This is a genomic window from Bacteroides sp. HPS0048, assembly GCF_964240755.1.
Lineage (GTDB): Bacteria > Bacteroidota > Bacteroidia > Bacteroidales > Bacteroidaceae > Bacteroides > Bacteroides nordii.
Map to the genome: position 1 here is coordinate 19,916 of NZ_CAXSVC010000040.1, position 23,105 is coordinate 43,020.

The window sequence follows — 23,105 nt, forward strand, 5'->3', positions numbered from 1 at the left end:
CATGAAAAAAGTTTTATTATATAGTATATTGATATGGCTATGTGCAACTGCTTGTAGTGATTATCTGGATTTGAAACCATCTAATATTGTCACAGATGAGGATGTATATGCTAATGAGTCAGGTGTGAAGACAGCACTTACAAGGTTGTACATTGATTTGCCTATTGAAGATTATCGTTTTGATCAACGTGGGGGCTTCAACAATACTAATTATAAGTTTGAAGAATTGGAGACAATTACTGGTTTTGCACGTAATCGTAAACAAGATGACGGTGCTAATCTGAGTGGTAATTCAGGTAATTCCTGGTGGAATTATACAGTGATCAGAAATGTATGTAAATATATAGAGAATCTGAATAAATACTCTGCCGGAATGACTGCCGATAAAGTGGATGGTTATCAGGCAGAAGGATATGCCATCAGGGCTTGGTATTATTTTGCGATGGCTAAACGTTTTGGGGGACTTCCTTATATTGACAAAGTGTTGGAATATTCAGGCCCTTCCAGTATTCCTTCACTTGAAATTCCACGTAATAGTGAGCAGGAGACTTGGGATTATATTTTGGCTGATTTGGATAAGGCACTCGAGCTGAATATTCCGGAAAACAATCCTCAAGGACGAATTAATAAGGCTGTAGTATATGCATTGAAGGCACAAGTTGCTATTTATGCAGCAAGTATCGCTAAATATAATGATTTGGTATTGGAAGATGAAAATACCGGAAAAATGGTTTGCGGGATTCCTGCATCTGAAGCTGACAGATATTATGAGATAGCTTATCAGGCGGCTAATGAAATTATTAAATCAGAAAAGTATGAATTGGCACGGTCATTTGACACGAATGATTTAAGTGAAAACTTCAGAAAGATATTCCTGAATGTGGAGCCGGATAAAAATAAAGAGGTTATTATGAGTCGTTCATATTCTTATCCTGATTTAGTTTATCGTTTTGATGTGGATCGTTTGCCTTGGGGAGGTCAAAGTAATCCGAATAGTTGTCCGACTCTTGATTTAGTGGAACAGTTTGAATATTTGGATGGTACTCCGGGTACATTTAATACTTCTGCCGGCAGTTATATACCGGGAGAGTTTGATAATCGCGAAGATTTGTTTGCTGGTCGGGATGCACGTTTATTGGGGTCGGTGATTGTACCGGGATCTACATTTCAGGGAGAATTGATCGATGTGAAGTATGGTGAGATTAACGCAAGTGGTAAAGAACAGACTTCTGCCAAATATCGTGGGAAGTATGGTATGGGCGAAGATAATAAGACACCTACTTCTATGTTTCAGAAAAAAATGATTGATGACTCTAAAAAACATAGTCTTACTGAATTTGACAGTGACCAACCATGGACCGTTATCAGATATGCAGAAATTCTGTTGATAGCTGCTGAGGCCCAGGTAGAACTGGGACATCCGGAGATTGCTCAACCTTTGATTAATGATATACGTACCCGTGCTGGTTTACAGGAGTTACCCGTTTCAGCTATAACCATCGGAGAGGTGCGCAGACAATATATCTGTGAGTTTGTTTTTGAGAATAAAATTTTTTGGAACTATCGCCGTTGGCGGATTTTTGATCAGGTGATGGGGGAATTATTCCGTCCCCGTGGACTTTTCCCAATGCTTGATACCCGTACTAATAAGTGGAAATATAAAGTTGATTTTGTCGGAACCAATGATTTGCTATTCTTAAAAAAATACTATTATAATTCTATTTCGGCAGATGAAATAAAGAAGAATCCCAAGTTGGTCCAGAATTATGGTTACTAATGAATTTAATTATAAAAATAAAAAAGACCGATTATGAAAAGAATATCATTTTATAGTATATATACTGTGTTATTGTGTGTGTTGTTTACGTCATGTGATGTGGATAACTATGACGGACCGAATGCTAAGTTTAGAGGCGTTGTTATTGATAAAACAACAGATAAGGGTATTCAGACTGAACAACCGAATGGTTTCAAAATCAAGTGGACAGAATTAAGCTGGGAGTATCAGGACAATATCCAGCCGGAGTACTTCTGGGGAAAAACAGATGGCTCTTTCAATTGGGAGTATGCCTTCGGGTATGCAGGTTCTCTTTATGAGGTTCAACCCGTTCAGGGAGCTTTTGTCACTCCTGAGCCTCAGCAATTCTCGTTGGAGAAAGGTGATTATCCTAATTTTACTTTTGAAGTAATACCTTTTATACATATTGATTGGGAATATGCTTTGGAAGGTATGGAGCTTGTTGTGAAATTTAAAGCAACTCGTCCGGAAGGTAGTACAGATGAGAACTTTTATGCACTTTCTACTACTCGTCTGTTCATCTCAGATAAGACAAAATATGTCGGGGGTATGAATACAGGGGGATTTATTAATGATTTGAGTAAGCGAATCAAGTTAAATGAATCTGATCTGGGAGTAGAACAGACTGTTAGAGTAGAACTTGAATCCGGGAAAAAATATTATATGAGGGTTGGAGTTCAAACGAAAAATCCGAGTAATGCGTATAATTATACAGAAGTGGCGGAAATTACGGTACCTTAGTTTTCCTCTTGCTTATTGTTAAATACTTAAGAAAGATTGTATGAAGGATATTAATTTATTCAAATCACAACCATTGAATACAAAAGTTCTGTTGGCTACGGCGGCTATTTATGCATTTGTGCTACCGGTTATAGAAATATTTCAGGCAGCATATATCATGGGGCAGTCTGCTGATATGGCAAGAGTTGTTTTGTATCAGTTAATGGTTTATACAGGTGTTCCTATCACTTTTATTTTCAATGGGTTTTTACTCCGAAAGATAGCCCCGGGCTGGTTATATTCTTTTGGTATGTTACTGGGTGGTATATCGATGTTGTATATGACTTCTTTGCCTGAACTGACAACAGGGGGCATTGGTATAGCAGGACTTATCATGGGGTTGTCTTTCGGCTTCTTCTGGGCTAACAGAGATTATTTGGTGTTGGTTAGCACTACTGACGGGAACCGGAACTATTATTATGGAACAGAAGCTTTTTTCAATACTTTTGCGGGGGTAGTTATGCCCATTATCATTAGTACTATTATTGTGTATATCACGCATAAGTATGTCGGGCTAAGCAATGTTCGCTCATTTGCCTATCAGGTCATATCTTATTTTATTATTGGATTGACCATTATTGCTTCGGTGTTGATTCTTACAAAAGGGAAATATGAAAAACCGGATAGTCCGAGATTTCTCTATTTCAAATTTGACAATTTATGGAATAGAATGCTGTTGATGGCTGTATTGAAAGGATTAGTTCAGGGATTTATTGTAACAGCTCCTTCTATATTGATATTCAAGTTTATTGGTGAAGAAGGTGCACTTGGTCCAATTCAAAGTGTTTGCGCGTTAGTTACAGCTTTTTTGATGTATATTATCGGGCGGAATGCAAAGCCGGAACAACGTTTGCATATTCTTTTTATTTCATTAGCTTTGTTTATCATCGGAGCGGTAACTAATTCGCTTTTGTTCAATACGCTTTCTGTAGTGATATTCTTACTATGCCTGGTAGTGGCCCGTCCAATGTTTGATATAGCTTATTTCCCTATTCAATTGCGGGTAATTGACTTTGTTTCGGGTATTGAAAAGAGAAATGAATATACCTATATTTGCAATCATGAATGGGGACTTTATGCCGGACGTCTCATCGGATGCGGGTTGTTTATACTTATTGCTAAATTCATTTCGGAAGATGCTGCTTTGAAAATAACTTTGCCTTTAGTTACTATTTTACAAGGGGTATCCTACTTTGTAGCCCGAAATTTGCTCACTCGCATGGAGAAGAAGGAAAAAGAATCGATTTGTGATAAAACTATGTGTAATGCAGTTGTCGTATAAAATATGAAAAAGAATTTTAGTTTAATAATAGCTCTGTTTTTTCCGTTTTTGGTTGTAGGAGCGCAACCTCCTAAAAGTACAGACCTGATGGAAGAAGGGGGGCTTCAACGTCGCGATCTGAGTATTGAAGGTTCGAGAATTGTAATTAACCCTTATGATTTTGATAAAAATCCGGATGAAATTACTCCTGTCGTTTATAGTAATGCTTCTTCTTTACCTTTAAACGTTGCTTATTTGAGTACAAACAATAGTGATAAAGGAAATCGTTTTGGAAGAGAAGTAAAAAAACTGTTGCTATTATTGACCGATACTGGCGAAGGATACAGCGAAGCATTGACGTACCAGACACAGTGGATGCCTCATGCATTACCATTTAGTGCTACTTATCCGCAAAATGTATATGTGGAAGGGACTGACTTTTTCTATGACGAAAACACGCTTGTGAGGAGCGTTCGTTTTCGTTCAAACACCCGTATTGTTCTTGCAGGAAGTATTCCGGGTAAGGTTGATTATCATAAATCTTATTTAACTATAGAACATCCTGATTTTAAATATGCTATAGCTTCTAATGGGCTGTTTAAAGGAATTACCTATTATGGAAGTTATGATGATTTGAAAGCTAAGAAAAATAGGGTGAAGGATGCTACTAAAGCCAAATGGTGGGCAATAGAAATGACTACCGTTCCCGATATGGTTTGGAGTATTTCTTTTGCTTTACCGGAGGAATCTTCCGGGAAAATGCTTACCCGTGTATTGGCTCCATTGAAAAAGGAGAAGGCGTTAGATGCTTATAAAAAACAGGAAAAGTACTGGGATACATATCTTTCGCGGGTACCTCAGCCAGTGGATTTCTCATTACGTTCCATTGATGCAAAAGGAGTTACTCCGGAACAAGTAAAAGCTACCTACTATAAAGCATGGGTGTTTTTGGCACAGTCTGTATTGTGCCCCGATCCGGCAGTTTATCCTTATTATCAGCTTGTGGCAGGAAAACCTTCTTTATGGGATCATGGTCATAAGAGTTCTCCTTTCTCGGCTGCATGGGAATCTTTTGTCGGGATGCAGTTATATGGGTATATTAATCCCTCTATTTCCTGGAGTGCATTGAAAGGTATGCTTTCATTGGTTGATGATGAAGGTATGTTAGGTGGTGAAAGTCTTCCCTCCAAGAAGGCAGAAACGGCTTGGGTCTTATATCAGTTGACGGGAGATGTCAGATCGTTGGAAGAAGTTTATCCGGCTCTATCCCGTTATTTGGACTGGAGGATAAAGAATCCTCGTTGGATTTATTTGGGTATGACACCTGAAGATGAAAAGGATATAGAGTTTGTCGTTGCAGGACTCATAGATATCAAATGTATGGTTCAAATAGCTGATGTACTTGGTAAGAAAGTAGATGCCGGCGATTGGGAAAATAAATATCAGAGTCTGTTCTCACAATGCCTGAATTGGTTTTGGGATAGTCCTCAGGCACTACCTGTCCAACATCTTAATCAGTTTAAGGGGAGAGATACCTTTCCGGTTCAGATTACTACCGGATTATATCTGGATGAGCTTTCGGATGATTATTATGAGAGTATGTTAGGGCTTTTCTATAAATACTATGATACTGAACTGCCATTTGCCGGATTTGACGCGGCAAAATATCCGGATATGAATTATACGGTATATGGATTGATAGAAAAAAATAAGGTTACTCTTGCCCGGAATTTGTTAGAAGCAAATATTCGGGATATCGTGTTGACCAATTCGGTTTTTGCTGAAACTTATCGGAACGGTAAACCCAGTGGAGTGAGGCCTTCTATATTCGGAATGGCTTCTATTATTGATTTTGTTTTATTGAAAAATAATTATTTTTATCAAAAAGGAGAACCCCATGTTGTGAATTTGTTCAATACTACATCTGGGGTAGATGGTTTATGTATTCGGGGTAAAAAGCTGAATGTACACCATAATAACGGTGAAACAGTTATTGTAACTGGTGATTTACTCAATGAAACAAAAGAAATTGATGTACAGGAAAATGAGATAAGAACCATATATTAATTAATGTGTACCTCAATATAAATAATGCACCCTTAAAGTTCATTTTCTAACTTGTGGGGTGCATTTTTATTTTTTAGATTTATTCTTTAATATCCAAAAATCTCTTCTTGTGTAAGTTCCTGGATTGGGCCTACTTCCTTTAGTTTTTCCATATCCAGTTCTTTTTTGTCACCGAGGATACAGTATGTATAGGTGCGTCCTTTCACCCATTTATTCTGAAAGTTGATAACATCTTTCAGTGTCATGCTTTGTGCATCATTATACAGCTTAATACGGCTGTCTACATTTTGTCCCAGATCTTGTGCATTAATGTATGACCATATGATGTCACTCTTAGTGATACGTTCTGTACGCAGACGGGCGATAAGTGCTTCTTTGGCAAGCTGGAAAGCAGCTTCAGACTCCGGCATGTTATCGATAATATCGTTGAAAACCTTGATAGCATCAATCATTTTATCATTCTGTGTGGCTATCTGAGTCTGGAGCAGATATGGATACTTCGAATAAGACGGACGGTTGAGTCCGGCCCATGCGGAGTATGCAAGTCCGCGGCTCTCACGCATTTCCTGGAATACGATCGAGTTCATACCACCCCCAAAGTATTCATTGTACATTTGGCGTGAGGGTTCAATCATAGGATCAAATTTTTCACCACGATTAGAGAGCTGGGTCATATAAATCTGTTTTGCCTCATAAGGGGAGATAAGCACTTTGGTTACCGGAGTTTCCAGACGTGGGAATTCATTACCAACAGGGATCTCTTTTAACTTTTTGGGAGCCTGGTGATTTTTGTTGATAATAGCCAACAGTTCCTTTTCACTTGTTGGACCATAGTACATAATGCGGTGTTTGTAACTGTTCTGATTATGAATACGGTCTGTGAGTTCCTGAGGATCCATGGTTTGAAGTTCGGTTTCTGTCAGTATATTGGTAGCAGGAGATTTAGGACCATACATACCGTAGTTCATCAGTCGACGGAAGTTCTGCATCTGGTTCAGTTTGGCATCTTTGCGTGATTTCAGAATGTCGGCTACCATATTGGTATAAGCTTCTTTATTTACTTGTGCATCCGCCATCAGTTTCTCAAACAATTTCATTGCTTCAGGCATATTCTCATTCAATCCCGACAGTACAACATAGGTACGTTCGTTACCCGGAGATACGCGGAAGTTACATGCCAGGCGATAGAATTCGCTTTTTACTTGCTCCGGTGTCATATCGGAGGTTCCCAGATAGTCAATGTAATCGAAAGCGGTACCGAGGGCTTTATCATTATTATTGCCCATGTCGAATACATAAATCAACTGGAACAGGTCATTACTTGTGTTCTGTTTGTATAGTACAGGAATGCCCGATTTAGCTTTCAGTTGGCTGAGGTCTTTCTTAAAATCGAGGAATACAGGCTCGATGGGCTTTACATTACTGTTTTGTATCTCCTTCAGGAAGTCACTGGCAACGTCACGGTTCATCACAATCGGAGTGATGGTTGGTTTTGCCATTTTCTTCTCATTCGGATTTTGTCCTTGCTTTTTATAAATAACGGCATAGTTCTGATCGGTCAGATATTTATTGACGAAAGTTACGATGTCCTCTTTGGTGAGTTTGGCAAGACGGTCGATGGCGGTTACTTCATCTGCCCAGTTGGTGCCGTTAATGAATGAGTTTACGAACATGTCTGCACGTCCCCTGTTACTTTCCAGTTGTTGAACCTGGTAGAGTTTGAAGTTATTGATATTGGCTTGCAGCATTTTTTCGTCAAAATCTCCTGCACGTAGCTTTTTGATTTCTTCAAGCAACAGGTTCTTTACATCATCCAATGTCTGTCCTTGTTTGGGACGGCCTTGCAGCATTAAAGCCGAGTAATCTGCCATGTCCAGTGGGTAACCATAGGCCTGTAACACTTTCTGTTGCTGGTTGAGATCAAGGTCTATAAGACCGGCTTTACCGTTGTACAGGATTTGTGAAACGACCTGTAGGATTTCGTATTCCTTACTGGCAGCTCCCGGGAATCTCCATGCCAGTGTCAGGCTCTCGGCGTCCGGACCCAATACTTCACGGACGATAGGGGCAGTGATGGATGATTCTTTCGGCAAATTAAGTTTTGGTAAGTTATTATTAGGCCTTAAATGTCCGAAGTACTTATCAATCGTAGTAATCATCTGGTCCGGATCAAAATCACCGGATAGGCAAATAGCCATATTGTTGGGTACATACCATTGTTTGTGGTAGTTTTTGATGTTGGTGATAGAAGGATTCTTCAGATCTTCCTGTGTACCTAACACAGTCTGTGTACCATAAGGATGGTGTGGGAAGAGGGCAGACAATACTGTTTCGTATACCTTACGCGGATCTTTGGTCAGTGACATGTTTTTTTCTTCGTACACTGTTTCCAACTCTGTGTGGAAGCCTCGAATGACGCAGTTTTCAAAACGGTCAGCCTGTATTTTAGCCCAGTTGTCTATCTGGTTGGCAGGGATATTTTCTACATAGACAGTCATGTCGAATCCGGTGTAGGCATTGGTCCCTTTAGCTCCGATGGCAGCCATTAGTTTGTCGTATTCATTAGGTATGGCAAATTTGGAAGCTTCGTATGACAGGCTGTCTATTTTATGATAGATGGCTGTACGTTCTGCTTCATCAGTTGTTTTACGATATATCTCGAACTGTTGCTCAATCTGGTCGAGCAAAGGTTTTTCGGCAGCATAATTTTGTGTACCGAACTTTTGTGAACCCTTAAACATCAGGTGTTCGAAGTAGTGAGCCAGTCCGGTGGTTTCTGCGGGATCGTTCTTTCCACCTACACGTACGGCAATAAAAGTTTGTATACGTGGTTCTTCTTTGTTCACGGTCATGTAGACCTTCAACCCGTTGTCCAGTGTGTAAATGCGTGCTTTCAACGGATCGTTGGGCACTGTCTCATAGCGGTAGTCTTTGGACGTAGCTCCACTCACACTTGTCACTATTAAGAGAAATAGCGACAGGCAGGATAGTTTTAGTAGTTTATTCATATCAATGATAACAATTTAGTTACAAAAGCAAAGGTAGCGGATTTTTGCGTATCTTTGTCCCCTTGAGACAGATAAAATGATTGAATAAAGTAATTTCAATCGTAAATTGTAAATCGTAAATTGTAAATCAAATGATTACTATTGAACAACTTAAAGACGTGAAAGAGCGCACTGATGCGCTGAGGAGGTATCTTTGACATCGACGGGAAGAAAATTCAGGTCGAAGAAGAACAATTAAGAACACAAGCTCCGGGTTTCTGGGATGATCAGAAACGTGCCGAAGCACAAATGAAGAAGGTGAAGGACTTGCAGAAGTGGATTGCAGACTATAATACAGTCAAGACACTGAGCGATGAGCTGGAACTGGCTTTCGATTTTTATAAAGACGAACTTGTTACCGAAGCAGAAGTGGATGAGGGTTATGCCAAAGCACTGGAAGCTTTAGAGAACCTGGAATTGAGAAATATGCTCCGTGGCGAAGCCGATCAGATGAGCTGTGTTTTGAAAATAAATTCCGGAGCGGGTGGTACAGAGAGTCAGGACTGGGCATCTATGCTGATGCGTATGTATCTGCGCTATGCCGAAACGAATGGATATAAAGCAACAATTTCTACCTTGCAGGAAGGCGATGAGGCAGGTATTAAAACTTGTACAATTCAGATAGAAGGTGATTATTCTTACGGTTATCTGAAAGGTGAAAATGGAGTACATCGCCTGGTGCGTGTTTCGCCATACAATGCCCAGGGGAAGCGTATGACTTCGTTTGCTTCCGTTTTTGTTACTCCGCTTGTGGATGATAGCATTGAGGTTAACATCGAGCAGGCACGTATTTCATGGGATACTTTCCGTTCGGGTGGAGCCGGTGGTCAGAATGTGAACAAAGTAGAATCGGGAGTTCGTCTACGTTACCAGTTTAAAGATCCTTATACTGGTGAGGAAGAAGAAATTCTTATCGAAAACACCGAAACACGTGACCAGCCTAAAAATAAAGAGAATGCGATGCGTCAGTTACGTTCTATCTTGTATGATAAAGAGTTGCAGCATCGCATGGCTGAGCAAGCGAAGGTAGAAGCCGGAAAGAAGAAGATTGAATGGGGATCACAGATACGGAGTTATGTGTTTGATGATCGGCGTGTGAAGGATCATCGTACTAATTATCAGACTTCTGACGTAAATGGTGTGATGGATGGGAAGATTGAGGATTTCATCAAAGCCTATTTGATGGAGTTTTCATCGGAAGAACAAAATTAATTTCCTTATCCTTCGTTGGATTGAATAATTATTCTTAGCTTTGTTAGCGTTGAACTTTAAAGCTAAAAACATATGGGTAAGAATAAGAAAAAAGTAACACACACAAAAAAGGAAGAAGAACAAGCCAAACGGGTTATTAAGATAATTTCAGTAGGACTCGTTATTCTGGCATTGGCCATGTTAATTGGATTTTCTTTCTTAGGATGATTTTATTCATCACAGATTATGTAGATGGTTTTCTGCATAATTTGTGATGAATTCTTTTTTGTAACAGCTTTGTAGCTCATTTGTCATAACGATGTACATCTATGCAGGTATCTTTGCGGCAAAATAAAGATTTTGACCGGAATGAGGAAACTGACTACAGCCATAGCTGGTTTATTACTTGCTACGATGGCTTTTGGACAAGTGAATGAAGAAGTTGTGGATGGCAAGAAGCTGAATAAAGAAAAAATGGAACTGCATGACTATTTGCCAGCCATCCATGGTACTGTTCGTGCTAAGTATGAGTATCAGACAGCTACAAATGAAAGCCGTTTCCAGGTGCGTAATGCACGTTTCAGCCTTACGGGCAATGTACTTCCTATTGTTGCTTACAAAGCAGAAATTGACTTATCAGATCAGGGCACTATCCGCATGTTAGACGCCTATACCCGTATTTTCCCGGTGAAACACCTTGATTTTACAATCGGACAGATGCGCGTTCCTTTTACAATTGATGCTCATCGCTCTCCTCATCAACAGTATTTTGCAAATCGTTCTTTTATTGCCAAGCAGGTGGGAGATGTGCGTGACGTAGGTGCTACGTTGGCCTATACCCGAAAAAATGCTGCATTGCCTTTTATCCTTGAAGGAGGTTTATTCAATGGTTCGGGACTTACTAATCAAAAAGAGTGGCAGAAGACGTTGAACTACTCCCTAAAAGGACAATTATGGTTTGCTAAAGGCTGGAATCTCACTTTAAGTACACAAATGATTAAACCGGAGGCTATACGTATCAACATGTATGATATCGGTATCTATTATGAAACAGACAAATTTCACATTGAAGCCGAATATCTATATAAGAAGTATGGTCACAGTTCTTTTGATGATGTACATGCTGTTAATAGTTTTGTAAACTATGATCTGCCATTGCACAAATTCTTTCATAAAATGTCATTTCTCGTACGCTATGATATGATGAATGATCATAGTAACGGACTTGGAATGGACGAAACAACCCGTCGTCTTCCCATTACGGATTATGCCCGTAAGCGTCTTACCGGTGGGCTTGCTTTTAGCTTTTCCAAGGCTTTCGTTGCCGATATCCGGTTGAATTATGAAAAGTATTTTTATAAAAAGGGTGGCATTCCTAAAGATTCGGAGCAAGATAAATTAGTTATCGAATTTATGACGCGGTTTTAGAGAAGTACGTACTCTTGTCTGTTTAAAGTACGTGTTTTTGTGTATAATAAGTACGTATTTAACTCACCCTTAAAATACTATTTTCTGACAGTATAAAGTGCATGTTTTATCAACAAAATATAAATGATTTAATGGTTGAAAACCAGTATTTTATCTAAAAAAAAAGAATATCTCTGACTTTTGTTACCATTTTAAATTGGAAAATACCGAAAAGATAGTTGCGATTTTGACAAATAACTTTTAGATACAATTATAACCTTACCACCTTACCGTTCTATCACTTTATCACCCTATAACTCTATCACCTTATAACTTTTATTTCTATCTTTGCAGCATGGCACAGGAGATAGAACGTAAGTTTCTCGTTATCGGAGATTTTAAATCACAGGCTTTTGAGCAAAGTCGTATTATACAGGGGTATATAAGCAGTGCCCGTGGACGGACGGTGCGTGTACGAATTCGTAACGGTAGAGGGTATCTCACTATCAAGGGAGCCTCTAATGAATCCGGAACCAGCCGCTATGAATGGGAGAAAGAGCTGTCTTTGCATGAGGCAGAAGAACTAATGAAACTTTGTGAACCGGGGGTAATTGATAAAACCCGCTATTTGGTTCGTAGTGGTGAACATATTTTTGAAGTCGATGAGTTTTATGGTGAAAACGAAGGACTTATTGTTGCAGAGGTGGAACTCAATGCTGAAGATGAGGCTTTTGTGAAACCTTCTTTTATCGGACAGGAAGTAACAGGAGATGTTCGTTACTATAATTCACAGTTGATGAAGAAACCATACACAACCTGGTAACGCTAACAAAATAATCTGTATATTTGTTCTTATTATTAAAAGGACACTGTATGGAGCAATTATATAACTATCTTCCGCGTGAACTGGTCACTTTTATTCTGGTGACTTTGTTTTCTCTTCTTATCGGTCTTTCCCAACGTAAAATCAGTCTGAAACGAGAAGGAGAGACGACTCTTTTCGGTACTGACCGCACCTTTACCTTTATTGGTATATTGGGATATTTACTCTACATTCTTGATAAGGCAGATATGCGTTTGTTTATGGGAGGAGGTTTGATACTGGGTATCTTGCTTGGTTTGAATTATTATGTTAAGCAATCTCAGTTCCACGTATTTGGTGTGACCACCATCATAATTGCTTTGATCACTTATTGCATTGCTCCGATAGTCGATACGCAGCCTTCGTGGTTTTATGTTATGGTTGTTGTTACCGTATTATTACTGACGGAATTGAAGCATACTTTCACCGAATTCGCCCAGCGTATGAAGAACGATGAAATGATTACCCTTGCCAAGTTTCTGGCTATTAGTGGTATCATTTTGCCCATGTTGCCTGATGAGAATATTATCCCGGATATCAACCTGACTCCTTATTCCATATGGCTGGCTACTGTGGTTGTTTCCGGCATTTCATATCTGTCTTATTTGCTGAAACGTTATGTGTTTCGTGAGTCCGGTGTGTTGGTTTCCGGCATTGTAGGGGGGCTTTATAGTAGTACTGCCACTATCTCTGTTTTAGCGCGTAAAAGTCGTAATATACATTCCGGTCAGGCAACAGAATATGTTGCTGCTATGTTGCTGGCAGTTAGTATGATGTTTTTGCGGTTTATGATACTGATCTTTATTTTCAGTCGTGAGATATTTCTGGATATTTATCCTTATCTCCTTATCATGGCATTGACTGCGGCAGCTGTTGCATGGTTTATTCATTCGCGAAGGAAGAAAACAGATGTCACTGAAAATGTGGATGAGGATGAAGACGGCAGCAATCCGCTGGAGTTTAAAGTAGCATTGATTTTCGCTGTGCTGTTTGTTGTGTTTACCGTTCTTACGCACTATACGTTGATTTATGCAGGCACGGGAGGGTTAAACCTTCTGTCGTTTGTTTCGGGTTTTAGTGATATTACTCCTTTTATTCTGAACTTATTGCAAAGTACAGGTACTGTCGCTGCGTTGGTGATCACAGCTTGTAGTATGCAGGCTATTGTGAGCAATATTATGGTTAATATGTGCTACGCATTGTTCTTTGCCGGGAAAGGGAGTAAGCTGCGTCCCTGGATATTGGGAGGATTCGGTTGTGTGATAGCGGTAAATGCGGTGGTATTATTAATATTCTATTTCTTGTAACCGATTGATCTTTTTATAATAAGAAAGTCCGGATGAAGCTTTTAACATCATCCGGACTTTTTTTATGATGGCTTTGAATAGGTTTCACCACAGAGTCACACAGAGTTTTGTCGAGTTTTTTATTGTAAATCAGATAAATAGTACTCTGTGGAACTCGGTGTTACTCTGTGGTGAGTTCGATTCAAAATTTAATATCATTCATACTATTAACCAATAACTGATATTTAATGTAATTACCCTTTTTGGCCGAATATTTTGTATAGATTGCTGTGATATCCCCTTTTTGACCATTTTGGGGCAACGGTTGAAGTGCGAAGTTGGCATAACCGCTTACGCGTACAATATAGTTACCCGATGAGGTCGAAGTTCCTCCAAAAGAGAACCAGGATGAACCGTAATAACGTTGATTATTGTAGCTATAAGCATAAGTGGGTGTCAAGCCTTCACTCTCATAGAATTTATTGGTATAAACAGCCTCTGTTTGTCCTCCCGGATAGGTAACCTCCAGAAACTGAGGATATGTATCACCATCAAAAGTGCCGGCTTTATACTCCAAACCTTCAAAACGTACTAAACGTCCTAAAGCATCATCCGTAAGTTCTTTTTTGTAATTGGTTGCATTAACCACCAGTGTGTCTGCAGCAGTTAATTCTCCCAAGGCTCCCGGGAAAATGTGTGCGTTGACCAGAAGCTGTGTTTCCAGGTTACGGTTTGCATAACCCTTGGCAATGTCAGTAGCAGTAGGCATTCCTCCTACGCTTAACATATAGCGATAACTACCAATGGCCAATCCTTTGGTTTTTACAAAAATCTCTTGTCCCGGATGATAGAACACATAGTTACTAACCATCAGTTTGAGTTCGATGGCCGATTTGGATTCTTCATCGTAAATATATACTGATTTGTAAACGTTACCAGCCTGATCGCTTGAGATTACTTTTCCATGTATTACATAATCTTCTGTTATTTCAAGCGTTTTGGCCAGACTTGTTTCACCACTACCATATACATCATAGAACAGTTGTTTGAAATCCTTGATAGAAATAATCTTCTCATTAGAAAAATCCTCTTTCGTCCATACTTTTGCAGGAGCAGGATCGTCAAAGTCATTGTAGCAGCCAGTGAAACTCAACACGACTGCTGCAATCATACATATTTTTACTATTTTGTTCATAGCTTTCATTTTTTATTCGTTACGTCATTTAGAAGCGGAAATAAATATTCATATAATAGGTCGTACCGAACATATAGAAATATTTCGAGTCGAACGGTTGATAAGTCTGATAGTTCTCATCTTTGTTCTTGAGCAAACGAATCTGTTCGTATCCACCGGTCTTAATATCTTGGTTGTTGAGCAGGTTCTTTACTTCCAGGCTGAATCCAAGTGTGTACGCACGGTTAATGTACCAGTTCTTACCTACACTTGCATTGAATACACAAGCTGAATTGAATTTCTCCTGATGGCGCAACTCACGGATATCTTCTGCTGACATGTTACGTGATAATACAGCGTCTGTACGGTAGAGAGGACTCATAGACAGATACATATTATTATAGTAGTTCATATCAACGGAAGCATAAATGTTATTACGGCTACGATAAGACAAACCAATATTCATTGCTGTCTGAGGGGTACTTTCTACACGGAAATTTTTCCAGTAAACTTTACCTTCATTTTTAATTTCTCCACTGTTATCCTGAATCTGTACATAATCGGGGTTAGAGTCGTAAGTAAACTGTCCCCAGCTTATAGCACCGTTCAGAGCCAATCCGGCATACAGGGGTATGGATGCGGCAACTTCCAGACCAAAGTGCTGCTTATCAATACCGCTCATGGCAAAGTTGGAGAAAGTAGATTCTACATCGTCATAGTAGGAAATAACCTTCGACTGATCCATGAATTTGGTATAATAACCTGATACACGTGCTTTAAAATCCCCCCAGCGGAAGTTATAAGATGCATCTACACCAAATACTTTTTCTGCCGAGATACCCGGAGTAACTGAATTACGTGTACGGGGAGATACGAATGCCGACTGGAATGCCGGAGCATCCTGCATATAAATAATGCTGGCCTCAATGGAGTGAGCTGCCGAAAATTTATAATTGAAGTTGGCTTTCAGCTTATAAGTCAGATAGTTCAGCTTTTTAGAGTCACCCTGTGAATCATTTGGGAACAATCCTTTTTTCCATAAACCATGACGCCACAAAGTAGAATGCCCAATTTCACCACCGAGGTTTATACCAAGGCCTTTGAAGTTCGTTTCATACATCGCCCAGGCACGTGCAGTGAGGTTGTTTCCGTAATAGTCATAACTGTATTTATCACCTTCTTTGGCAGCGCGTGCATGTCCATATTTCTCATAGTAATCCATATCGTTCTGATAAGGAATAGGATTGAGACCACCCATGTCGCGTTCTGCAAACTTATCCACATCTACCCAGTAATCACCGCCTAACAAATCTTTTACTTCGCTGTAGTATTCGGTACGGTTACGGCGTAAGTTCACTCCCCCATTAATTTTAGAGCTATTACGGAGAATGTGGGAAAACTGTGTGTAGAAATTCCAGTCCAACTGATCGGTATGGCGTTCTTCAATCATGTTGATGGCACGACGTCCGGAACCATACAATGAATTTTCCGGCTGGTTGCGGTTGATGTCATACAATTGGTCCCAATTGATGTGACGAATATTGTCTGTATTGGCACGCCATGCTTCATCGAGCCATGCACCTATTTCCGTACCATTATAAAAGCTTGGCAGATAACGGTAGTAGTCGGGGCGTGGGTCCGGACCGCCGTACCAGGTTAATGCAGAATAACCATTCTGGCCAAATCGCAGTGAACTGGCAACGTTTAATTGCGAACGATCATTAATATCAAATGTGTAATTAAGCATTGCAATGGGTTCGTGATAATTACGTACGCGTGCATTGCGGCGTTTACCATCCTGCCATCCCCAGTTTGGGTTGTAGTAATTGTTTCCTACCAAGTCATAGGCTTCCTGAGTGGATGCTTGTTGTGCTCCACGTTCTGTAGGAGCACCTAAGATGGTTAATCCAAGACGATGCTGAGGATTAAATTGTTTCTCAATAGAAGCAAAGTATCCGAAAGCGTTATAGTAAACACCGTCTACATAAGAATTACCTCCCTGACGGGTTGATACGGAGAAGGCATAGGACCAGCCATTGTCCTGTTGGCCGGATGAATAGGTCACCATTCCGCGAAAACGGTACATGGAGTTACCATTTACTACACTTGCGCGCAAGCCTTTACGCATCTGTGAAGGGCGGGTATTGATATTAGTTGTACCGGCAATACCACCGATTCCCATATCCCCCATATTCAGTCCGGAAGTTATCTCCTGGTTACGTGTTGCGTCATTCAGACCGCTCCACAATGACCATGGAGTATATCCTGTCATTGCATCATTGAGCTGAATTCCGTTCATGTAAACGTCTGAATATTGAGAGTCATAACCACGGACGTTGAATCGCATTTCACTGAATTTATAAGATGCAATGTTGTTGAAGACATCTTTTGATGCAGACAATGACGAAGGCAATGATTGTGCATCTTCAAGTGTTTCGGTATCGAACTCTGTAAAGATGGCATCATCCATCATTGGAGTAACGTTATCAGGAACCATCACCACATTATTGATATCTCTTATCATCTTGTCTACACGAACAGCGATGGTGAGTGATTCGAACTCTGCAGCTTCAAAGGTAAGAGAGTATTCACCTTTTGCTAAATTTTCAATCTCAAAATTACCTGTAGCATCGGTCTTTGTCGTCACGTCTCCCGGTGTCAAGGTGACCTTTACACCGTCAATAGCCGCACGTGTAGTACGGGAAACGACCTTACCCTTGATACCACCATACTGCGCATAAGCGGTTAGTGATAGCAAAGATAATACCATAATTAGGAATGTTTTTATTCTCATAAATATTAAAGATTTTTATTTACCTATATAGATATATACGGGGAAGTGGTCACTATAACCACCCTGGAAATTATTGCCTACATATGTGCGCAATGGATATCCTTTAAACTGTCCCTCTTTTTGTATCATATAACTTTGTTTGAAAATATTGCCATAGAATTTAGAACCGGGAGCCTTTTGAAGCTTAAGTTTGCCGGTAGAACCTGTGGCAAGATTCTCTGTTACTACAATATTATCGAAGATATTCCATGCATCACCATAAGCCAGTGTTCCATATCCTGCTTTAAGCATATCGGCATAAGGATCATAGAGGTCTCCTTCTTTGAGGTCTTTTAATTTGAATTTTGCTCCCAACCCTTGTGCAATACTCTTGTCTGTAGGATCATCATTAAAGTCGCCCATTGCTATCACTTTTGTGGCCGGATTAGCTCTCAATACTGAGTCTGCAATGCTACGCATCTGTTCTCCTACCGCGATCCGTTTGAATTCGGAAGCTTCTTTGCCTCCCAAACGCGACGGCCAGTGCGCTACCATAAAGAAGAACGGTTCATCTTCGATGGTTCCCCACATGGTGAGAATATCACGTGTCTTGAAGTTGGGCAACGAAGGAATGACTGTTTTCACCGGATATTGTCCTTCTATTTTAAATACGTCAGGACGATACAGGAATGCTACGTCCACTCCACGTGCTTCGGGAGAATCGAAGTGTGCGATTCGGTAATTACCCGGAGCAAGTTTAGGAGTAGCGATAATATCCTCTAATACGCCACGGGTTTCTACTTCTGAAACACCAATTACAACCGGATAATTTTTATCAATGGCAGCGATGTCAAAAAGCACCCGTTCGATATTACTGAGCTTCTTGTTATATTTGGTTGTATTCCATTTTTTAGGTCCTTCGGGAGTAAACTCGTCATCCAGAACTTCAGGATCGTTGATCGTGTCAAAGAAATTCTCGATGTTATAGAAAACTACTTTATAAGGCTTCTGTGCGAAACTGAACGAGATCAGTAACACAAAGAAAATTGAAGGAATTAATAGTTTTTTCATACGTCAGAATATTAGTTGATTCCCCACTGTGTAGGGTTGTTTTGTTGTTTTACAGTTGCTGATACTTGTGGGAAAAACGTAAAACCTGTTTTTGCTTCAATATCTGCTACTGATGTACAAATAGACCGGGGAGGTTCAATATTACCATAAGATTTTTGTTCCACCCAGAATCCGATAGAGATAAGTTCACTGTCCGAGCAATCCTTGATAGCCTTACCTGTCGAACCACTTTTGGTGCGCAACAGAACTTTATAGTAGTTCGTTGGAAGTGATACTACATTGCCGGCTCCGTCAAATGTGGTTGCATTGGAATTAAAAATGGCACCGGTTACTACATATAAAGTATCGGAGCATTTGTTTCCACGGACCCTGGCTTCGAGCTTTGCCCACATGTCTTGATTAAGACGATTCAACTGTGGAGTCATATTTGACATATAGAAAGTTTGAGCATTCAATTCATCAGTAGCCAAACGATCTGCCGATGGTAATTGGTGTCCACGATCATAGGAACCTCTGTATGATTTATCAATACAGTTTGCTTGATAAGCCATAGGAATGATGGGATCAAAAGCCCATGCGTCTGTGCGGCTGCCGGATCCTGTCAAATAGGCATTGTGTATCGGATAGGCAACCCATAACGCAGCTTTCTTTGTCTTATCGAAGCAGATAGAGTAATTACGAACCTTTTTATCGTTGCTTAGTGGACCGTAATGTGTGACGTATTGATAATTCGCATTCTCCTTAGGTGCCGGAAGTTCTGCCCAAGCTCCGAATGGTGGTAAGTTTTGTTGCGATTCGGCAAGTTGTAGCAAGGTGAAAGTCTGTGCTTCTCCACCCGCAAAGCGGAAAGAGATTTTGGCTTCACGTTGCTCTTTTCCGGTATTGCTTTTGTAGTATACATATAGTACATTAAGTCCACTGTTTACTACACCGCTCTTGGTAGAATTCGTATAGTCTTTACTACTGAATGCACACCAGGTATTTCCTTCGACAACTTCTGCGTCCCACTCAATGCCTGTTGTCCCTGTTATGATGATTGCCGATGAACCTTCGGTAGAGCTAACTGTTGAAGATATTTTCCAATAAGCTTCATTGGATTGTTGTACTATTTCCGGGTCGTCGCTGCTACATCCTCCTATCCACAATGGTAAAATTGTGAATAAGAGGATATTGATTATTATTCTATTGTTTTTTAGCATGGATAAGTATACTATTGTCTTTTATAGGTAATAGTAATAGAACTGATATATACTGCACCACCACCAGGGAAAATACTAAATTGTGACAGATTCAGTCCCTCAAGATTTTCCAGTGTAAAAGTACCACCTTTATCTGTTGAAACATTACTCTTAGCTTTTGCGGCGCCATCTAAGTTTGTTTGAGTAGTTCCGGCAGCATATGAGTATCCGGTTTCACAAAGTAAAATATAACGTGGGAAGAATGTCTTGGCAGATGTTGTAATAACCACTTTTTGTACGATACCGGCTTGTTGCGGAACCTGAATGTGTGAGTTGAAAGCTGTTTTGGCTTCATCGCTGTTAAAGTTAATCTGCAGGAACGGAGCATCTGTTCCGGAAGCTGTAATAGCGCATTTGCCACTCCAAGCTCCGAAACTGTTACTGTAGCTAAAAGGTGCATAGGCACTGTTAGACATGGTTGCTATTTCGTCAGAAGTCAATGTAACATCGAAAGTAGAGCCGTCTCCCGGAGCTAAAACAGTAATGGGAACTTCAACGCTGTTACCATTGGTGAGGGTAATTGTCAATTTTTGGTTGATTACACCTTGAGTAGTATTTGGATCAGCGTGTACTGTAACCTTGGTATTATCGACTGTAGCCGATAATATACCACTTGGAACGCTGACGGAGAGAGTATTATTTCCTGCATTGCTGACATTTACCTGAATATCTTTGGAACCACCTGTTGAAGGGAATGTTAGAGATGTTGGAGATACTGAGACAATAGTTGGAGTGTTTGTACCTCCTCCTTCAAGATCAACAATTTGCCCGCCATTGCCAGTTGTTAAAGTAGGGTCGTCAATAGAGAATACAGAAGCTTCATCGGCCATAAATTTAATATATAATGTAGATGTAGCATTCTTCAATGTGAAATCTGCAGTAGCAAATATCCAGTATTCATTAGCTTGTTTAAATGTGTATGAAATAGCATTACTCCAGGTAGTACCATCGGCACTTAAGTAGAAGTGGAATTTATCCTGTTTGAATTCATTGTCGTATACACCGCTGGTATTTTTAGAGTAGCTACCCCCAAAAGTTAATCTTAAATTGGTTTGTCCGGTAGCTAAAGCTATTTTATTAATAGTAAAGCTGGCATTACTTCCAAAGAATAATTTGTCTGCTCCAGATGCACCTTCGTATCCTGCACTTAATTTACCTGACTGACGAACGGAAGCTCCTGGTCCTGTGTAGTCAACATTTGCAGAACCATCTCCGGATTTTACCCAATCATTGAAACTGTCAACGAATGGATATGGGCTTGATTTTGGCGCTGTTGTTCCAAAGGTTTCTGTATAGATCGCGTTGGTCGGCGTAGGAGGGGTATCGCCTCCTTCAAGATCAACAATTTGTCCACCGTTGCCAGTTGTTAAGGTCGGGTCGTCAATAGCGAACACAGACGCTTCATCGGCCACAAATTTGATATACAATGTAGATGTAGCATTCTTCAATGTGAAATCTGCTGTAGCAAATACCCAGAATTCATCAGCTTGCTTGAATGTGTATGAAACGGCATCACTCCAGGTAATACCATCGGCACTTAAGTAGAAATGGAATTTATCCTGTTTGAATTCGTTGTCGTATACACCGCTGGTATTTTTAGAGTAGCTACCTCCAAAAGTTAATCTTAGGTTGGTTTGTCCGGTAGCTAAAGCTATTTTATTAATAGTAAAGCTGGCATTACTTCCAAAGAATAATTTGTCTGCTCCAGATGCACCTTCGTATCCTGCACTTAATTTACCTGATTGACGAACAGAAGCTCCTGGTCCTGTGTAGTCAACATTTGCAGAACCATCTCCGGATTTTGCCCAATCATTGAAACTATCAACGAATGGATATGGGCTTGATTTTGGCGCTGTTGTTCCAAAGGTTTCTGTATAGATAAAAGTAGTTGGTGCGATCGTTCCACTCTTAATTTTCACCGTTTCTGTCATCAATGGACCTACTTTATTTGAAATCTGGATTTCAATGCTTGCTTCGTCATTGATATTTTCCGGGATACTAACTTGAATCGTTGCAGAACCATCTCCTTCAGTTGCAGAAAGAGTTACCCAGGATTTGTCATCTTTTACGGTTGCTGTCCAATGGCGATTGGTCGAAATCTCAAAAGATGATTGGCTGCCTTCGGCAGGAGTACCGTCTGTAGTAAAAATCAGATTTGTTGGAGAGACTTCCAGATAAGGAGCCTCGGTGTCGTCATTATCGTCAACACAGCTCACAAAGGCCGTTGTGGCAATTAAGAGCATTGTTCCAAAAAACAACTTCAGAAAATTTAGATTCTTCATTGATGTTTAATAAATAAAAGTTAATATTGTAGGCGTTTTTAATTTAAATTTTCGCCGTAAAGCAAACAAAGATATATTATTGAGATGAATAAACAAAGCTTAGCTATCTTATTTTATATTACATTTTGGTTAAATTTTTGCCTCTAACCGCGGAAAAACTTACATGAGTATGTCAAATTGATAGCTGTTTACCTCTTTTAATTACTTTCATTTTTAAATTAAATAACAAATTACAGTTTTAATTGTTTAGAAAAACTTTAAAAATACTTATTGCTTTAATTTTGCTTGACCTATATTGATTTTATTTATTGTTTTCAGAATTCTGTATATGTTTGATAAAAAACTTACAATAATCAGTTGTAATTTGTACCCTAAATTGATGATATATAAGTAATGTTAATACGGAAATTGATCCATGCTTGTTGTTATTTGAGAATTTGAAAAAGAATTAATGTATGAGAATGTATATTATTTGCTGATAAAAAAAATAGGACAAATGCTGGTGCTTTTAAATGGCTGAAAATCAGTGTGGTAAAGCTGCGTATTTTTCTCTACGAGAAACGACTCGAAACTCTACGAGGAACGGTCCGAAACTCTACGGAGATCGGGGCGATTCTCTACGACAAACAGATCGGATGTTTGTAATGTTTTACATTGCTCGCTCCGGGTTGGGGGAAAGTTGTCTTTTTGTGTAATTAAAAAGTATTGCTTGGATGAGGTCGATTTTTTTTAAGTACAGTTTTACTGTATAAGATTGTACATTTTTGTATGGCAAGAGTGTACAATCTTGAGGTTCTTCTTCAATTTAGTTGAAAAAGACATGTTCCATCACCATCTTAATTCTTAGCAACTCTAATCCTGCCCTTCC

15 protein-coding genes are annotated in these 23,105 nt (G+C 39.7%); 9 read left to right on the forward strand and 6 right to left on the reverse strand.

The window, feature by feature from the left end:
* Nucleotide 1: 1 nt before the first annotated feature.
* From ACESQI_RS21310 to ACESQI_RS21325, 4 genes are read left to right on the forward strand one after another with little or no spacing between them, the layout of a single operon-like run.
* Nucleotides 2–1,777, forward strand: coding sequence for a RagB/SusD family nutrient uptake outer membrane protein (locus tag ACESQI_RS21310; RefSeq protein ID WP_002558833.1), 1,776 nt, complete (start codon nt 2–4; stop codon nt 1,775–1,777).
* 33 nt (nt 1,778–1,810) lie between these two features.
* Nucleotides 1,811–2,539: a DUF3823 domain-containing protein gene (locus tag ACESQI_RS21315; protein ID WP_373127069.1), complete on the forward strand. Its 729-nt coding sequence runs from the start codon at nt 1,811–1,813 to the stop codon at nt 2,537–2,539.
* 40 nt (nt 2,540–2,579) lie between these two features.
* Nucleotides 2,580–3,860, forward strand: coding sequence for an MFS transporter (locus ACESQI_RS21320; protein ID WP_320935905.1), 1,281 nt, complete (start codon nt 2,580–2,582; stop codon nt 3,858–3,860).
* A gap of 3 nt (nt 3,861–3,863) precedes the next feature.
* Nucleotides 3,864–5,906 carry a hypothetical protein gene (locus ACESQI_RS21325; protein WP_373127071.1) on the forward strand — a complete coding sequence of 681 codons (2,043 nt, stop codon included), beginning with the start codon at nt 3,864–3,866 and terminating at the stop codon, nt 5,904–5,906.
* 86 nt (nt 5,907–5,992) lie between these two features.
* On the opposite strand, the gene ACESQI_RS21330 is transcribed toward ACESQI_RS21325, so the two are convergent.
* Nucleotides 5,993–8,914 carry a pitrilysin family protein gene (locus ACESQI_RS21330; RefSeq protein ID WP_195349696.1) on the reverse strand — a complete coding sequence of 974 codons (2,922 nt, stop codon included), beginning with the start codon at nt 8,912–8,914 and terminating at the stop codon, nt 5,993–5,995.
* Between the two features lie 131 nt (nt 8,915–9,045).
* On the opposite strand from ACESQI_RS21330, the gene prfB reads away from it, so the two are divergent.
* The 5 genes from prfB (at nt 9,046) to ACESQI_RS21355 (ending at nt 13,720) form a co-directional block, all read left to right on the forward strand.
* Nucleotides 9,046–10,165, forward strand: a protein-coding gene (gene prfB / locus ACESQI_RS21335) for a peptide chain release factor 2 (RefSeq protein ID WP_157457804.1) whose coding sequence is annotated in 2 segments (ribosomal slippage) — nt 9,046–9,108 and nt 9,110–10,165 — 1,119 coding nt in all. Because the reading frame shifts where the segments join, the coding sequence is not laid out codon by codon here.
* Between the two features lie 72 nt (nt 10,166–10,237).
* Nucleotides 10,238–10,372 carry a hypothetical protein gene (locus ACESQI_RS21340; RefSeq protein ID WP_002558839.1) on the forward strand — a complete coding sequence of 45 codons (135 nt, stop codon included), beginning with the start codon at nt 10,238–10,240 and terminating at the stop codon, nt 10,370–10,372.
* A gap of 141 nt (nt 10,373–10,513) precedes the next feature.
* Nucleotides 10,514–11,572, forward strand: a complete 1,059-nt coding sequence (locus ACESQI_RS21345) for a porin (RefSeq protein ID WP_007483524.1) — start codon at nt 10,514–10,516, stop codon at nt 11,570–11,572.
* Between the two features lie 334 nt (nt 11,573–11,906).
* Nucleotides 11,907–12,374, forward strand: a complete 468-nt coding sequence (locus ACESQI_RS21350; protein ID WP_007483526.1) for a CYTH domain-containing protein — start codon at nt 11,907–11,909, stop codon at nt 12,372–12,374.
* Nucleotides 12,375–12,424: 50 nt separating this feature from the next.
* The gene (locus tag ACESQI_RS21355; RefSeq protein WP_122201093.1) at nt 12,425–13,720 is read left to right on the forward strand and encodes a DUF4010 domain-containing protein; all 1,296 of its coding nucleotides are present in this window, start codon (nt 12,425–12,427) and stop codon (nt 13,718–13,720) included.
* Between the two features lie 181 nt (nt 13,721–13,901).
* Here the strand turns inward: ACESQI_RS21355 and ACESQI_RS21360 are convergent, their stop codons facing one another.
* Genes ACESQI_RS21360 through ACESQI_RS21380 form a run of 5 tightly spaced genes read right to left on the reverse strand, consistent with a single transcriptional unit; the run spans nt 13,902 to nt 22,237 of the window.
* Nucleotides 13,902–14,894, reverse strand: a complete 993-nt coding sequence (locus ACESQI_RS21360; RefSeq protein ID WP_195349695.1) for a DUF5689 domain-containing protein — start codon at nt 14,892–14,894, stop codon at nt 13,902–13,904.
* 28 nt (nt 14,895–14,922) lie between these two features.
* Complete coding sequence (locus ACESQI_RS21365; RefSeq protein WP_195348727.1) at nt 14,923–17,667, reverse strand: carboxypeptidase regulatory-like domain-containing protein; 2,745 nt, start codon at nt 17,665–17,667, stop codon at nt 14,923–14,925.
* A gap of 15 nt (nt 17,668–17,682) precedes the next feature.
* Entirely contained in the window at nt 17,683–18,717 is a 1,035-nt protein-coding gene (locus tag ACESQI_RS21370) for an endonuclease/exonuclease/phosphatase family protein (RefSeq protein ID WP_007483535.1), read from the reverse strand.
* A gap of 11 nt (nt 18,718–18,728) precedes the next feature.
* Nucleotides 18,729–19,916 carry a DNA/RNA non-specific endonuclease gene (locus ACESQI_RS21375; RefSeq protein ID WP_234130036.1) on the reverse strand — a complete coding sequence of 396 codons (1,188 nt, stop codon included), beginning with the start codon at nt 19,914–19,916 and terminating at the stop codon, nt 18,729–18,731.
* 11 nt (nt 19,917–19,927) lie between these two features.
* The gene (locus ACESQI_RS21380) at nt 19,928–22,237 is read right to left on the reverse strand and encodes a hypothetical protein (RefSeq protein ID WP_234130035.1); all 2,310 of its coding nucleotides are present in this window, start codon (nt 22,235–22,237) and stop codon (nt 19,928–19,930) included.
* Nucleotides 22,238–23,105 lie beyond the last annotated feature (868 nt).

Excerpts from the sequence above, each read along its gene's own strand:
- ACESQI_RS21330 (WP_195349696.1), bottom strand. The coding sequence starts at position 8,914 with ATGAATAAACTACTAAAACTATCCTGCCTGTCGCTATTTCTCTTAATA.
- ACESQI_RS21340 (WP_002558839.1), top strand. The coding sequence starts at position 10,238 with ATGGGTAAGAATAAGAAAAAAGTAACACACACAAAAAAGGAAGAAGAA.
- ACESQI_RS21320 (WP_320935905.1), top strand. The coding sequence starts at position 2,580 with ATGAAGGATATTAATTTATTCAAATCACAACCATTGAATACAAAAGTT.
- ACESQI_RS21350 (WP_007483526.1), top strand. The coding sequence starts at position 11,907 with ATGGCACAGGAGATAGAACGTAAGTTTCTCGTTATCGGAGATTTTAAA.
- ACESQI_RS21315 (WP_373127069.1), top strand. The coding sequence starts at position 1,811 with ATGAAAAGAATATCATTTTATAGTATATATACTGTGTTATTGTGTGTG.
- ACESQI_RS21310 (WP_002558833.1), top strand. The coding sequence starts at position 2 with ATGAAAAAAGTTTTATTATATAGTATATTGATATGGCTATGTGCAACT.
- ACESQI_RS21375 (WP_234130036.1), bottom strand. The coding sequence starts at position 19,916 with ATGCTAAAAAACAATAGAATAATAATCAATATCCTCTTATTCACAATT.
- ACESQI_RS21370 (WP_007483535.1), bottom strand. The coding sequence starts at position 18,717 with ATGAAAAAACTATTAATTCCTTCAATTTTCTTTGTGTTACTGATCTCG.
- ACESQI_RS21360 (WP_195349695.1), bottom strand. The coding sequence starts at position 14,894 with ATGAACAAAATAGTAAAAATATGTATGATTGCAGCAGTCGTGTTGAGT.
- ACESQI_RS21380 (WP_234130035.1), bottom strand. The coding sequence starts at position 22,237 with ATGAAGAATCTAAATTTTCTGAAGTTGTTTTTTGGAACAATGCTCTTA.
- ACESQI_RS21325 (WP_373127071.1), top strand. The coding sequence starts at position 3,864 with ATGAAAAAGAATTTTAGTTTAATAATAGCTCTGTTTTTTCCGTTTTTG.
- ACESQI_RS21355 (WP_122201093.1), top strand. The coding sequence starts at position 12,425 with ATGGAGCAATTATATAACTATCTTCCGCGTGAACTGGTCACTTTTATT.
- ACESQI_RS21365 (WP_195348727.1), bottom strand. The coding sequence starts at position 17,667 with ATGAGAATAAAAACATTCCTAATTATGGTATTATCTTTGCTATCACTA.
- ACESQI_RS21345 (WP_007483524.1), top strand. The coding sequence starts at position 10,514 with ATGAGGAAACTGACTACAGCCATAGCTGGTTTATTACTTGCTACGATG.